The sequence below is a fragment of the Micromonospora sp. NBC_00330 genome, from assembly GCF_036136635.1.
GTDB classification, from domain to species: Bacteria; Actinomycetota; Actinomycetes; order Mycobacteriales; family Micromonosporaceae; genus Micromonospora; species Micromonospora salmantinae.
The window spans coordinates 7,019,883-7,033,361 of the sequence record NZ_CP108012.1 but is presented as its reverse complement, the minus strand read 5'-3'; the positions used below and the strand labels follow the sequence as shown (position 1 = coordinate 7,033,361).

Here is a 13,479-nt window from a genome sequence, read left to right as displayed (position 1 = left end):
CTGGTCACCGTCGGGTAGGAAAGGGACATACGGCCAGGATCGGCGACGGACCGGGTCCGCGCCGCAAAACCGCCAACGGTACGCCACGAATCGACTGGCCAGGGCCGGCACGCGGCGGGAGGCTTTTCCTCCCATTTGCCCGTTGACATCGTTGTCACCGCTCAACCCTGCTCCGGCAGCCGGCCGACTGTCAATTCCGGCTGCGTCACACCGCCCCGGGGCAGCTTCGATCAGTAGTAGTCGTCGATCGGCTGGCGTGCCTCGTCGAACAGCGCCGGCCCCTCGTAGCGGACCGGGGGCAGCGGCGGGGTGGCCGGCTTGACCTCCTCGAACTGTTCGGTGGACAGCGCGTACACCACCCGCCCGAGGCCGGACCGGTCGATCGCCGTCGCACACATCGAGCAGGGCTGGCAACTCGTGAACATCGTGGTGCCGGCGGCCACCTCGGGGGAGAGTTCCCGAGCCGCCCAGCGGGCCAGCTTCAACTCCGGATGGGCGCTGATGTCCGCGTCGGACACCACTGTGTTGTGGTCCTCGATCAGGATGACGCCGGCCGCGTCGACCAGCAACGAGCCGAACGGCCGTTCGCCGGAAGCTCCCGCCCGCCTGGCGATTTCCACTGCGTGGCGGAGAAACTTCTCGTCGTCCGGGGTCATCGGTCCTCCTGGGTTGCGTGATGTGCGGCCACTGCCGCAAGGGTCCGCCAGGCGCGTTCGGGCTGGCGGATCTCGGTCAGGTCGTCGTTGAACGGGTCCAGCACCACCGTCTCCGCGCCGAGCGCACGAAGCTTGTCCAGGTCGCCGAGTATCTGATCGATGGTGCCGACACCAGCGAGGCGGTCCGGGTCGGTGATCGGTTCTCGGGTCTCCTGGAGCGCGATCCGCGGCACCAACGCGGGCACCGGGCGACCCAGCTCGTCGGCGATGTCCGTCAGTCGTCCGACCGCCTCGGCCAGCCGTGTCGGCGTGACCCGCAGCGGGTGCCAGGCATCACCGAGCAGTACCGCGCGCCGCATGCCGGCCTCGCTGTTGCCACCGACCCAGATCGGGATCGCCGCCGTGTCGTAGTCGTCGGTGTCCTGCCAGGCCTCGCGCATGGTGTGCAGGTACTCGTCGGTCAGTGCGCCGCGCTGCCGGAACGGCACGCCGAGCGCCTCGAACTCCTGCCGGGCCCAGCCGACGCCGACACCGAGGACGAGCCGGCCGCCGCTGAGCCGGTTGAGGTTCGCCGCCATCCGGGCCGTGAGCAGCGGGTGCCGGTACGGGACGATGAGCACAGTGGTGCCCAGCCGAACCCGACTGGTCACGCCGGCCAGCCAGGACAGCGTGGTGAACGGCTCGTAGAACGGCGCCGGATACTGCTCGGCCACGTCCGGGGTCACCACTATGTGATCGGAGACCATCAACAGGTCGAAGCCGAGACCCTCCACCGTCTGCGCCCACCGACGCAGCACGTCGGGGTCGGTGCCCGGAGCGAAGTTCGGTACGTTCACACCAATCTGCACCCGTCCACGCTAGCCACTGTGGACCGGCGTGTGAACGCCGTGGCCCGGCTGAATCAGCTGGCAGCCGGCACGAATCGCCGCACGACTCAGGAGCGCCGGATGGATCTGCCCGAGGGACTCGACTGGGTACGCGGATCACAGGCCGGTCGTGCCTGGCTGGCCGCACTCCCGACGTGGCTGAACGAATGCGCCGAGCGCTGGTCACTGCGGGTCGGCCCGCCCTTCCGGCAGGCGTACGCGTCACTGGCGCTTCCCGTCCACCTGCCCGACGGTACGGCGGCGGTGCTGAAGCTCCAGTACCCCGACGAGGAGAGCCGGCACGAGGCCGACGCGTTGGCCCACTGGGACGGTGACGCGGCGATCCGTCTGCTCGCCCACGACCCCGGGCGGCGTGCCCTGCTGCTCGAACGCTGCCAGCCCGGCACCCCGCTGCACGACCTTCCGCCGGACCGAGCGCTGGACGTGCTGGTCGGACTGCTCCCCCGGCTCTGGCGACCGGCCGGCACGCCGTTCACTCCGCTGGCACAGGAGGCCGCCGGTTGGATCGACCGGATGCCCCGGTCGTGGGAACGGGCCGGCCGGCCGTACGAGCGACGGCTGCTGGAGGCGGCGCTCGACCTGCTCACCGGCCTGGCGTCGAGCCAGGGCGAGCAGGTGCTGGTCAACCAGGACCTGCACGCCGGCAACATCCTCGCCGCCGACACGCTCGCAGCCGGCCGAGGGCCGTGGCTGGCGATCGACCCGAAGCCGCTGATCGGGGAACGCGAGTTCTCGGTAGTGCCGATGGTGCGCGGCCCGGAGTTGGGCCACTCGCCGGACGCCGTCCGGCATCGACTGCACCGGCTCAGCACCGAACTGGGCCTGGACCGGGAACGGGTCCGGGGCTGGACGATCGGGCACACGCTGTCCTGGAGCGTCGCCGACGAGACGGTCTTCCCCGAGAAGATCGAAGTGGTCCGCTGGCTGCTCGACACCGACTGAGGCCCGGCTCGGCGATCACGGGGTGGTGCTGCCCGACCCCCGCTCCCGCGATCTTGCACTTTCTGTCCCGACCTACTGCGCATATCCACTCATCTCGACAACAGAAACTGCAAGATCGGCGCGAGATGGGGTTGGGGGGCGCGGGGCGCGGGGGCGCGGGGTGGGCGGGTTAGGTGGTCTGGCAGGTGGGGCACCAGTACAGGTTGCGGCCGGCCAGTTCGCCGCGACTGACCTCGGTGCCGCAGACGTGGCAAAGTGCTCCCGGGCGGCGGTAGACGTACACCTCGCCGCCGTGCCGGTCCACCCGCGCCGGCCGGCCCATCGCCTCCGGCAGGTGCGCGTCGCGGACCGTGTCGATCCGGCCCTGCCCGACCGCGAGCCGCATCAAGACGACCAGGTCGGCCCAGAGCGCGTCCCAACCGGTCCTGCTCAACTGTCGGCCGGGCATCGTGGGCGGCAGTCCCGCCCGGAACAGCGCCTCGGTCACGAAGATCAGACCGGTGCCGGCCACCACCGACTGGTCCAGCAACAGCGCGGCGAGAGGGGTGGGGCTGCGGGCGATCCGGGCGTACGCCAGCTCCGGGTCGGCGTCGGCGCGCAACGGATCCGGCCCGAGGCGGTCCCGCAGCGCGGCCACCTCGGGCGGGGTGAGCAGCTCACAGGCCGTCGGCCCGCGCAGGTCGAGCCAGTGCCTGTCGCTGGCCAGCCGCAGTCGCACCTGACCGACCGGCTCCGGCGGCTCCCCCGGCCCGTCGGTGAACTTGCCGTACAACCCGAGGTGTACGTGCAACGTCAGCTCGCCGGCGTAGTGGTGCAGCAGGTGCTTCCCGTACGCCTCGGTGCCCTCCAGCACGGTCCCGGAGAGCCGGGCGGCGCCCTCGGCGAAGCGGCCCTGCGGGCTGGCGGCGTGCAGCTTGTCCCCGGCGAACAGCTCGGCGTGCCGGGCCGCCAGGCGATGGATCGTGTGTCCCTCTGGCACAGGTGCCAAGGATAGCCAGCCCCACCCGACCGGCCCGCGCTGATCGGCTCGGGCCCGCCGCCGCCCCGATCGGCCCGGTCCCCGCCGGGGTGATCGACTCGGGTTTCAGGAAACCGGGGTGTCCACGGAGACGGGACACCGCGACTTCCAGGAAACCGAGTCGATCAACGCCAAGCCGGGCCGAGGCCGAGCCGAGGCCGGGCCGAGCGGCGGGGCCGGGCCGAGGCAGGGCCAGACGGCGAGGCCGGTCAAGGCCGGTCAAGGCCGGTCAAGGCCGGTCTCGGCGTCCGTACCCAGGATTGGTGTCAGGAAACGCCCAGGTGGGTATTTGAGGGCCGACACCGCGTGGGTGCCACCCTTTCCGTCGGCCACCACGCATTCATCAGGAGGTGTGTAGTGGTCAGGATTCCTTCGCTGTCCCGCCGGTCCGAGCCGGCACCGACGCGGGACGAGAACCTCGACGGCCGCGTGGACGGCCGCGACACAGCGGTCACCGAGACCGGTCAGTCCGACGACGGCGTCGGCCGCCCGGTGGTCACCGACCGGGACGCCGACCAGACGACGTACCGCAGCGCCGGCGCGACCGGCGGTCAGACCAGTGAGGCCGAGCGGCGGGCCAACGAGCGGGCGGCGGTTGCCCGAGCCGCCACCGGGCGACCGGCGGAGACCGAGCCGCGGGGCACCGCCCGCCCGGTCGCACCCGAGCCGGTGAACGGCACGACCCGCCCCGTCGCACCCGAGCCGGTGAGCGGCGCGTCCAGCCCGGTCACACCCGAGCCCCGCACCGCTCACACTGTGGAGACCGAGTCCCGGCCCACCGTCGCCCCGACCACGGCACGCGCCGCCGAGCGGGACGCCGACCTCGACAGCACCACCCGTCGGCCCGACACCACGGACCGGGTCACCACGGACCGGCCGGTCGACCCGACCCCGGGCGTGGACACCCCCGAGCCGCCGGTGACGCGTGGCCCGAAGCCGCGGGCCAGCCTGCTCGCCACCCTCGGCCTGATCGTCTCGGTCGCCGGCGCGATGTTCGTGCTGACCGGGACCTTGGCCGGGTACGGCATCGGGCTCGGCGCGTTCGGTGCGGTGCTCGCGGTCCTCGGCCTGATGGCCACCCGTCGTCGGCACGTCGCCGGCAAGACCGACGCGCTCTTCGGCGTGCTGATCGGGCTGGCCGCTGTCGTGATCGGAGTGCTCGCGATGACCGGCCAGTTCGACTGGCCGACCACCGACGGCGACTGGGTGCAGCGCTTCCGGGAGTGGCTCGACTCACAGTTTGTGGATCGTTTCTAGCGGGCACTGTTCCGCTCGCCGGTGATGCACCGGCGAACAGCCGGCGGTTCGCCGGCAGCCCGATCCCATCCGGTGGTTCACCGGCCGGGCGACACCCTTTCAGGGGCGGCGGTTCGCCGCCCCTGAAGTGTGTCCGGGGCCTGGCCCGAAACACGAGCCCCGCCCCGGTTGGCCCCCAACGCAACGATTCGCAGTTCCAGCATTCCCAGACGCAACGAATCTTCGGTCTGCGCAACTCTCGGTGGTGGATCCTGCCGCTGACCCCGCATACCGTTGAGCAACGGCGCCAGCCCGTGGGCCACGGTGGCCGGGCGCGCCCGACCCCTGGGAGCAGGACAATGACGATGGACGCCACCAGCCAGCGCCTGTTGATGTGCCGGCCGACGTACTTCGCCGTCGATTACGCGATCAACCCCTGGATGGACCCGAGCGCGCCGGTCGACGCCGCGCTGGCCGTCCGCCAGTGGGAGCAGCTGCGCCAGACGTACCTTGACCTGGGCCACACCGTCGAGGAGATCACTCCGGTGCCCGGCCTGCCCGACATGGTCTTCGCCGCCAACGGCGGCACCGTGATCGACGGCAAGGCGATGGCCGTGCAGTTCCGCGACCCGCAGCGCGCCGACGAGGCGCCCGCGTACCGGGCCTGGTTCGAGGCCGCCGGCTTCGAGATGTACGACCCGAAGCACGTCAACGAGGGCGAGGGCGACGTCCTGCTGGCCGGTGACCACCTGCTGGCCGGCACCGGCTTCCGCACGGCGCACGCCGCACACGCCCAGTTGCAGGAGGTCTTCGGCTACCCGGTGATCACCATGCAACTGGTCGACCCGCGCTTCTACCACCTGGACACCGCGTTGACAGTGCTCGACGAGCGGACCGTGGCGTACCTGCCGGAGGCGTTCTCCCCGGGCAGCCAGGCGGTGCTGCGCCGGCTCTTCCCCGACGCGGTGCACGCCACCATGGCCGACGCCGAGGTGCTGGGGCTGAACGCGGTCAGCGACGGGCGGCACGTGGTGCTGCCCGCGCAGGCCACCGACCTGGCCGCCAAGCTGCGCGACCGGGGCTACGAAACCATCGGGGTCGACCTGTCCGAGCTACGTAAGGCCGGCGGCGGACCGAAGTGCTGCACGCTGCGACTCCGTCAGGGAAAGGCAAGCAAGTGATAGTGGATGACAAGCTGCGTACGCCGGGAGCGGTCCGGGACGCCGAGCGCTGGACCGCGCACAACTACCACCCGCTGCCGGTGGTGATCTCGTCCGCCGAGGGCGCCTGGCTCACCGACGTCGACGGCCGCCGCTACCTGGACTGCCTGGCCGGCTACTCCGCGCTGAACTTCGGTCACCGGCATCCGCAGTTGATCGCCGCCGCGCACGCCCAACTGGACCGGCTGACGCTGACCAGCCGGGCGTTCATCCACGACCAGTTCGCCGACTTCTGCCGGGAGCTGGCCGAGCTGTGCGGCAAGGACCTCGTGCTGCCGATGAACACCGGCGCCGAGGCGGTGGAGACCGGGATCAAGGTGGCCCGCAAGTGGGGCTACCAGGTCAAGGGCGTGGCCGCCGGGCAGGCCAACATCGTGGTCGCCGAGGGCAACTTCCACGGGCGGACCACCACCATCGTGAGCTTCTCCACCGACGAGGACGCCCGCGCCGACTTCGGGCCGTACACCCCGGGTTTCACCGTCGTGCCGTACGGCGACCTGGCCGCGCTGACCGCCGCGATCGACGAGAACACGGTGGCCGTGCTGCTGGAGCCGATCCAGGGTGAGCAGGGCGTGGTGGTGCCGCCGGAGGGCTACCTGCCGGGCGTACGCCAGGTCTGCACCGAACGCAACGTGCTGTTCATCGCCGACGAGATCCAGTCGGGTCTGGGGCGTACCGGAGCGACCTTCGCCTGTGACCACGAGGGCGTCGTGCCGGACATGTACCTGCTCGGCAAGGCGCTCGGCGGCGGCATCGTGCCGGTCTCCGCGGTGGCCGCGAACGCCGACGTGCTCGGCGTGCTCAAGCCCGGCCAGCACGGCTCCACCTTCGGCGGCAACCCGCTCGCCTGCGCGGTGGCGATCGAGGTGGTCCGGCTGCTGGCCACCGGCGAGTTCCAGCGCCGCTCGGCCGAGCTGGGTGAGCGGCTGCGGGCCGGCCTGGAAGGGCTGCTCGGCAAGGGTCTCGTCGGGGTGCGCGTCCGTGGCCTGTGGGCCGGTCTGGACATCGACCCGGCGCTGATGAGCGGTCGGGAGGCGTGTGAGCGGCTCGCCGCGCGCGGAGTCCTCGCCAAGGACACCCACGGCTCCACCATCCGGCTCGCCCCGCCGCTGGTGATCACCGAGGAGGAGATCGACCTGGCGGTGACCCAGCTGGCCGAGGTGCTTGCCGGCTGACCCGGGAACGTGGTGAAAGGCGGGCGTCGGGGTTCCGACGCCCGCCTTTGCCGTCAGGGGCGGGGCAGGCGCATGGCCATCGTCGGGGCCTCTGCCATCACCGAGGTGGGAGTGAACGGGGCACCGGTGGGCAGCTCCTCGGCCCGACCGATCTGCACCCCCGGGTACAGCTCCACCATGTCGTTCTCCCCCAGCACCCGGGACTGCTGCGGCGCCAGCGGGATCCGGTCGGACTCGGTCATCGAACCGGCCGGGCGGATGCCCGAGCCGTTGGTGCTGACGTCGGTCACGATGACCTCGCCGACGCGCAGCTCGAAGTGGACGTGACCACGGCTGATCCAGCGCCGGGCCTCGTCGTTGAGCCACTGACCGAGCATGATCCCGCCGTCCTGCTCGGGCGCCCGGCCGGCCACGATCGGCTGCTCCTCGCTGAGCACGAACCGCCGCCGGACCAGGCCGCCGACGCGCACCGCGAGCACCTCGGTACGCGGACGCGGGCCGGCGTCACCGAGCCGTACCCCGTGTCGGGGGCAGGTCGGCACGCCGTTGCGCAGCGCGGGCGGCGGCTGCGCCGCGGGGCTGCGGTCGGCACCCCCGGCCAGGTCGGCGAACGCGCCACCCCCGCCACCGCCGCCGAACAAAGCGCAGCCCGACTCCGGGCAGCGCCACTGGCGGGCCAGCAGCTTGACGCCGGTCGGCGACCGCTTGCCGGCCACCGGCGAGTGCCCACCACCGACGTGCGCGATGAACACCGGCCCGCCGGCGCCCGGCACCGGCGCGACCACCCGACCGGGCTGCTCGACCAGCCAGGGGAACCGACCGCGCAAGCCGTCGAAGCGGACCCGGCTGAGCACCGGCAGACCGAGCAGGTCCGCGACCTCCAACATCCGGTCACCCGGGTTGTCGAGCACCTCGACGAGCCCGTCGTCGGCCCAGCGGCGGACGACCATCCGCTCGTTCGAGGTGAGGTCGGCGTCGGAGAGCAACGCCCGGTGCACCACCGCGTAGACCTGGACGCTGTCCTCCTCCAGCTCACGGGAGAGCGCGTCGATGACCATGCCGAGGCGTAGCAGGCTGGCCGGTCGGCCACCGTCGATGTCCTGGTAGCGGATCACCTCGGCCAGGTCGACAACGGCTCGGGCCAGTGACGGGTCCGTGCAGACCCGACCCTCGATGGCATCCAGAACCTTGCTGATCTCGAATCTCATGCCGCACTCCGGACGATGTCGTCAATTCGCCGGGCCAGCTCGATGTCCCGGTGGGTGATCCCACCGGCCGAGTGCGTGACACAGCGGAAGGTCAGGGTCCGCCATCGGATGTCGATGTCGGGATGGTGGTCGAGCTCCTCGGCCACCGTCGCCACCCGGTCCACCACAGCGATGGCCACCGGGAAACTGCCGAGCTGGACGGTACGACCGATGCCGGTCGGATCACCCGACCAGTCGGGCAACCGGCTCAGCTCTTCTCGCACCGCGTCCGCGGTGAGCAGGTCTGCCATGACCAGACCCTACCGGTGGGGCGGCTCGCTGACCGGAAGCGCTCCCTCGAGTCCAGGGTCTCCGGCGAGCGGTGCCGGCCGGACGCGACGGCGGGGCGGCATCATCAGATGCCGCCCCGCCGATCAATGTCGTGTCAGCCGCGCAGCGGCCGTTTCCGTTCAGCCGCGCAGCGGCCGTTTCCGTTCAGCCGCGCAGCGGCCGACCCACCTCGTGCAGGTGACCGAGCGCCTGCCGGTACGACTCGACCAGCCCGGTCTCCGCGTACGGGATGCCCTGCTCGACGCAGTAGGCGCGGACGATCGGCTGGGCCCGGCGCAGGTTGGCGCGGGGCATGTTCGGGAAGAGGTGGTGCTCGATCTGGTAGTTGAGACCGCCGAGCGTGGTGTCCACCAAACGGCTGCCGCGCACGTTGCGGGAGGTCAGCACCTGCTTACGCAGGAAGTCCAGCTCGTCCTCGGCGGTCGGCATCGGCATGCCCTTGTGGTTCGGCGCGAACGCGCAGCCCATGTAGAGGCCCCACAGCGCCTGGTGCACGACCGCGAAGAGCAGCGCCTTGACCGGGGACATGACCGCCAACAGCAGCGCCACGTAGGCGGCGGTGTGCGCGACGAGCAACGCCGCCTCGACCGCCCGGTGCCGCATCGGGACGGCGTACTTGCCGTTCTCCCGGCCGACGATCGCCCGGATGCTCGCCACATGCAGGCTCAGGCCCTCGAGCAGCAGCATCGGGAAGAAGAAGTACGCCTGCCGCTGAGCCATCCAACGGCCGAACCCCCGGGTCTCCAACGCCTGCTCGGGCGTCCACACCAGCGCCCCCGCGCCGACGTCCGGGTCCTCGTCCTCGTGGTTCGGGTTGGCGTGGTGCCGGTTGTGCTTGTCGACCCACCAGCCGTAGCTGATCCCCACCGCCACGTTGCCGGCGAGCAGCCCCACCAACTCGCTGGGGCCACGCCGACGGAACATCTGGCGGTGCCCGGCGTCGTGACCGAGGAACGCGACCTGGGTGGTGGCCACTGCCATCAGGGCCGCGAGCGGAAGCTGCCACCAGGAGTCGCCGAGCAGGAACACGGCCACCCAGCCGGCCACGAACGCACCGAGGGTGAGCACGATGCGGGTGACGTACCAGCCGGGGCGCCGCTCCAGCAGGCCCGCCTGGCTGATCCGTCGGGACAACTGTGCGTAGTCACTGCCTCGCCGTCGTACCGGCGGTTCCGCCACCGCTCCGAGCGCCATCGCTGCTCCCGTTCCGCTTGCGCCCGTACCGGGGTGGTTCGGGCTTAATGTCAAGTGTCCCGATCGGGGTAGCCCTGAGGAAACCCGACAACCCCCGAATGGGGGGTAGGGCAGGCCCTACCCCCACTGGTTCGACTCAGCTCAGTCGGCCCACCGCGGCGCGCAGTCGAGCCAGGTCACGTCGACGCCGCTCGTAGGTGGCGGCGAGCCCGACCAGCGCCAGCCCACCGACCCCCAGGTAGATCCACCGGGGCAGCAGATCCCACCCCCGGGCCACCTCGTGCAGCGCCAACAGCGTCAGCACCCCGCCGCCGAGCAGCACCGGCGCCTGCCATCGGCGGGTCGCGCCGGCCAGCACCGCGCCGGTCGCCGCCACGCCGAGGAGCAGTCGCCGCCACGGTTGCGGGTCCGCCCCGGCCAGCACCGACACGAGGCTGGGCAGCAACGCCGCGACCAGCCCCGGGCCGAGGGCCGGCCAACTGGTCAGCCCCGGCCGGGTGCGCAGCGCCAGCAGACCCGCTCCGACGGCGAGCGCCGCGGCCGGCAGGGTGTACGCCTCCAGCACCGTCACCCCACCGGCGGCCAGCAGCACCCAGGCCCCGAGCAGCTCGCTGCCGGCGGCGATCCCGGCGAACGCCCACCGCCGACCGGTCGGTTCACCCCGGCGCAGCAGCCGCAGCGCCACGGCGACTCCCCAGAGCACGCAGACGGTGGCGAGGTGCCGCGCCGCCTCGACGGCGAGCACCGCCGCCACCAGCACGACGGCCTGCGCGGCGGCGTCCAGCACCAGTCCCAGCCGGACCCGCGCCGGGGTGACCGCCGCGGCGGCCAGCACCAACGCGGCCACCGCCAACAGTGGGTACGTGGCAGCCCGCAAGGGCAACCCACCGGCGAGCGGGGCGGTCACCGCCAACGCGGACGCCGCGCCCACGGCGGCGAGACAGCCGGCGACCCGTACCTCGAACCGGCGCGCCCCAACGGCGACCGCGGCCGCCGCCACCAGCAGCGCCCCCTCGGCGGCGAGCATCCCGGCCCGGGTGGCCAGCAGACCGAGCACACCGGAGGCCACCAGCACCACGCCCACCGGCACGGCGACCGGTGTGAGCGCCGGTCGGGCGGCGGCCAGCGCGGTGAACAGCAGAGCCGCCAGGCCGGCGAGCAGAACGGCGGCCGGCAGCACCGGCCACGGCGCTCCGATCGCGATGAGCAGCACCGGCAGCGCCGCCGCGACGAACGGCAGCGCCAGCGGCACCGCCAGGCCGACCCGTCGACCGGCCAGCGCGCCGGCCACCGCCAGCACTACCAGCGCGAACCCGACCGGGAGCACCGTCGGGTCGGCGACGACAAAGGGCACCCCCGACCACACCCGGTTCCCGCCGCCGTAGGGCGACCCGAGCGCGGTCAGCACCGTCGGCAGGGCCGCCAGGACGGCGACCGCCGCCAGCGTTCCGCCGGCCGCCAGCAACAGTGCCGCCCGGGCCGACTCGCGCCCGTCGGCGGCCGGCCGGTCCGCGAGGGCCGCCTGGCCGGAGGCGCTCGCCGACGGCAGCCAGCAGGCGAGAAATGCGACACCCAGCGCGGCCAGCGCCGCGTACGGCGCGAGCGGCTCGTCGCCCGCCCCGACCAGCGGCGCGAGGCCGGGCACCGCCACCGCCACGACGGCGCCGGTCACCGCGTACCCGATCAGCTCCACCCGGTGGCGGCGGGCCGCGAGCGCCGCGACCAGCGACAGCCCGGCGGCGGCCAGCGCGAGCCGGGCCTGCCACCAGGGCGGCCCGCCCGCGGCGAACATCGCCACCGCCGCGATCCCGGGCAGCGCGAGCTGCCCGACCAGCAGACCCACACCGGCCACCTCCCGGTACGCGCCGGCCCCCCGTCGGACGGCCAGTGCCAGCCCGACCACGGCGAGCACGCCGAGCGCCACCAGGGCACCGCTCGGGGCAGCCAGGGCGACGAGCAGCCCGTGCCCGAGCAGGACGGCAGCGCCGAGCGCACGGGTGCGCAGGGCGACCGACGGGGTGCTCGGGCGGGCCAGCACGGCGAGCAGCAGCGCAACCCCGCCGACCAGGTCGATGGGCACCGCCTGAGGCCAGGAGGCCGTCCAGCCGGCAGGTACGGCGAGCAGTACCGTCATCGCACCGGCCGTGGCGAGCACCGCACGCGTGTTCCGAGGGAGCAGCAGCACAGTGGCGCCGATCGCCAGCGCCACCGCGGGTGCCAGCTGCCAACCCCAGCGCAGGTCCGGCCCCGTCCCCGCCCCGCCCCAGGGCGGCAGCGACCGGCCGACCGCGGCGACCGCCAGCCCGATGGTGATCAACACGGTGACCTGCGCCGTGCCCGCCGCGACGACCAGCGCGCCGGCCCGCGGACCGGTCCGCCAACCGCCGCCACCGTCCACCGCCGCCGGCAGGAGCCGCACGGCGGCGGCCGTCCCCAGCGCCACCGCCGCCGCCGCGAGCAACAGCACTGACGGCCGCAGCTCCGCCACCGGACGCAGCAGGGCGGCGGCGAGCACCGGCACCAGCAGCCCGGCCGCCACCGCCCGCAGCGCCCGCCCCCCGACGAGCCAGGCCGCACCGAACCCGGTCAGCGCGACCAGCAGCAGCGGCACCCCGGCCAGCAGTGGCGAGCCCCCCGCCCGCCCACCGACCAGCGGCACCACAGCGCACGCCGAGGCGCCCACCAGCGCGGCGACGTGACCGGCGCCGGCCAACACCCGGCCGACGAGCTGCGCCGCCCCTCCCCGACCACGCAACGCCGCCAGCACGGCCAGGTTCAGCAACGCCACCCCCAGCAGTACCAACGCCCACCCCGCCGCACCCAGCCCCGCCTCGGCGGCGAGCAGCGGCAACACCGGCTGAGCAGCCACCAGGGCGGCGAACCAGGGCCCCGTCAACCCGCTCCACCGGCCGTACGCCACGGCGACCGCCGCGCTGGCCCCCCCGACCAGCGCGGCGTACCGGCTGCCCGGCCAGCCGGCCACGCCAGCCAGGTCCACCGACCAGGCCGCGTAACCGTCCAGCACCACCAGCAGCAACCCCACAGCGGCGAACGTCTCCGCCGTACCGCGCAACCCCCGGCGGACCGCCAGCAGCGGTACGCCCAGCGCGAGCGCGGTGAACGCCACCAGAATCAACGCCCGCCCTGCGACCCCCACCGCCGCCCAGGCGACAGCGGTGAACACCACCGCCGCGGTGCCCAGCAGGAGTCCACCGAGGACGAAGAGCAGACCCTGGACCGTCCGGGTGGAGGTTTCCGCAGCGCCCGGGCGCGAACCCGTCGCGACCCCGGGGCCCGGGCCGATGAACGGCGTCGGGGCGACGACAGGCGCCGGGCGCGCCACGACCGAGGAAGCCAACCCGGCGCGGACGACAGCGGCCAGTTCGGCCCGCCGCCCGGACACTGTCGACAGCCGTCCGGCCAGCTCGGTGTACGTGCGGCGAGCCCGCTCCACCTGCGGCTCGAGCTCGGCGACCTCCCGGCTCAGCCGAACCACCTCAGCGGCGATCGGGTCGGGCGCGCGGCGGCAGCCGGAGCAACCGGCGCTCAGATCGGCCGGAGCACCGCAGGCGGGGCAGGGGTAACGGGTGTCGTCCACCCGGTCATCATCGAC

Annotated in this window: 11 protein-coding genes; 4 read left to right on the top strand and 7 right to left on the bottom strand. The window is 73.2% G+C overall.

What is annotated here, in order from left to right; all coding sequences use genetic code 11:
- Positions 1-230 precede the first annotated feature (230 nt).
- Positions 231-656, bottom strand: a complete 426-nt coding sequence (locus tag OG598_RS32170) for a nucleoside deaminase (RefSeq protein ID WP_328652313.1) — start codon at positions 654-656, stop codon at positions 231-233.
- Positions 653-1,504, bottom strand: a complete 852-nt coding sequence (locus OG598_RS32165) for an LLM class flavin-dependent oxidoreductase (protein ID WP_328652312.1) — start codon at positions 1,502-1,504, stop codon at positions 653-655. The genes OG598_RS32170 and OG598_RS32165 overlap by 4 nt, the downstream gene beginning before the upstream one ends.
- A 99-nt stretch (positions 1,505-1,603) precedes the next feature.
- Here OG598_RS32165 and OG598_RS32160 point away from each other — a divergent pair, with 99 nt between their 5' ends.
- Complete coding sequence (locus OG598_RS32160) at positions 1,604-2,485, top strand: aminoglycoside phosphotransferase family protein (protein ID WP_328652311.1); 882 nt, start codon at positions 1,604-1,606, stop codon at positions 2,483-2,485.
- Between the two features lie 169 nt (positions 2,486-2,654).
- On the opposite strand, the gene OG598_RS32155 is transcribed toward OG598_RS32160, so the two are convergent.
- Positions 2,655-3,464, bottom strand: coding sequence for an Fpg/Nei family DNA glycosylase (locus tag OG598_RS32155; protein WP_328652310.1), 810 nt, complete (start codon positions 3,462-3,464; stop codon positions 2,655-2,657).
- A 396-nt stretch (positions 3,465-3,860) separates the two neighbouring features.
- Between OG598_RS32155 and OG598_RS32150 the strand changes: the two genes are divergently transcribed.
- The 3 genes from OG598_RS32150 to rocD all read left to right on the top strand — a co-directional run bounded on the left by OG598_RS32150 (position 3,861) and on the right by rocD (position 7,134).
- The gene (locus OG598_RS32150; protein WP_328652309.1) at positions 3,861-4,760 is read left to right on the top strand and encodes a thrombospondin; all 900 of its coding nucleotides are present in this window, start codon (positions 3,861-3,863) and stop codon (positions 4,758-4,760) included.
- Positions 4,761-5,104: 344 nt separating this feature from the next.
- On the top strand, positions 5,105-5,920 hold the full coding sequence (gene ddaH, locus OG598_RS32145) for a dimethylargininase (RefSeq protein ID WP_181518433.1): 816 nt from the start codon (positions 5,105-5,107) through the stop codon (positions 5,918-5,920).
- The gene (rocD, locus tag OG598_RS32140) at positions 5,920-7,134 is read left to right on the top strand and encodes an ornithine--oxo-acid transaminase (RefSeq protein WP_181539483.1); all 1,215 of its coding nucleotides are present in this window, start codon (positions 5,920-5,922) and stop codon (positions 7,132-7,134) included. The genes ddaH and rocD overlap by 1 nt, the downstream gene beginning before the upstream one ends.
- Before the next feature lie 53 nt (positions 7,135-7,187).
- On the opposite strand, the gene OG598_RS32135 is transcribed toward rocD, so the two are convergent.
- The 4 genes from OG598_RS32135 to OG598_RS32120 form a co-directional block, all read right to left on the bottom strand.
- Entirely contained in the window at positions 7,188-8,342 is a 1,155-nt protein-coding gene (locus OG598_RS32135) for an FHA domain-containing protein (protein WP_328652308.1), read from the bottom strand.
- Positions 8,339-8,632 carry a 4a-hydroxytetrahydrobiopterin dehydratase gene (locus OG598_RS32130; protein ID WP_328652307.1) on the bottom strand — a complete coding sequence of 98 codons (294 nt, stop codon included), beginning with the start codon at positions 8,630-8,632 and terminating at the stop codon, positions 8,339-8,341. Before OG598_RS32130 ends, OG598_RS32135 begins: the two co-directional genes overlap by 4 nt.
- A 184-nt stretch (positions 8,633-8,816) precedes the next feature.
- Entirely contained in the window at positions 8,817-9,866 is a 1,050-nt protein-coding gene (locus tag OG598_RS32125; protein WP_328652306.1) for a fatty acid desaturase family protein, read from the bottom strand.
- Positions 9,867-10,002: 136 nt separating this feature from the next.
- The gene (locus OG598_RS32120; protein ID WP_328652305.1) at positions 10,003-13,464 is read right to left on the bottom strand and encodes an SCO7613 C-terminal domain-containing membrane protein; all 3,462 of its coding nucleotides are present in this window, start codon (positions 13,462-13,464) and stop codon (positions 10,003-10,005) included.
- Positions 13,465-13,479 lie beyond the last annotated feature (15 nt).

Coding starts and splice junctions, on each gene's coding strand:
- OG598_RS32160 (WP_328652311.1), top strand. CDS start 1,604: ATGGATCTGCCCGAGGGACTCGACTGGGTACGCGGATCACAGGCCGGT.
- OG598_RS32125 (WP_328652306.1), bottom strand. CDS start 9,866: ATGGCGCTCGGAGCGGTGGCGGAACCGCCGGTACGACGGCGAGGCAGT.
- OG598_RS32170 (WP_328652313.1), bottom strand. CDS start 656: ATGACCCCGGACGACGAGAAGTTTCTCCGCCACGCAGTGGAAATCGCC.
- OG598_RS32130 (WP_328652307.1), bottom strand. CDS start 8,632: ATGGCAGACCTGCTCACCGCGGACGCGGTGCGAGAAGAGCTGAGCCGG.
- ddaH (WP_181518433.1), top strand. CDS start 5,105: ATGGACGCCACCAGCCAGCGCCTGTTGATGTGCCGGCCGACGTACTTC.
- OG598_RS32135 (WP_328652308.1), bottom strand. CDS start 8,342: ATGAGATTCGAGATCAGCAAGGTTCTGGATGCCATCGAGGGTCGGGTC.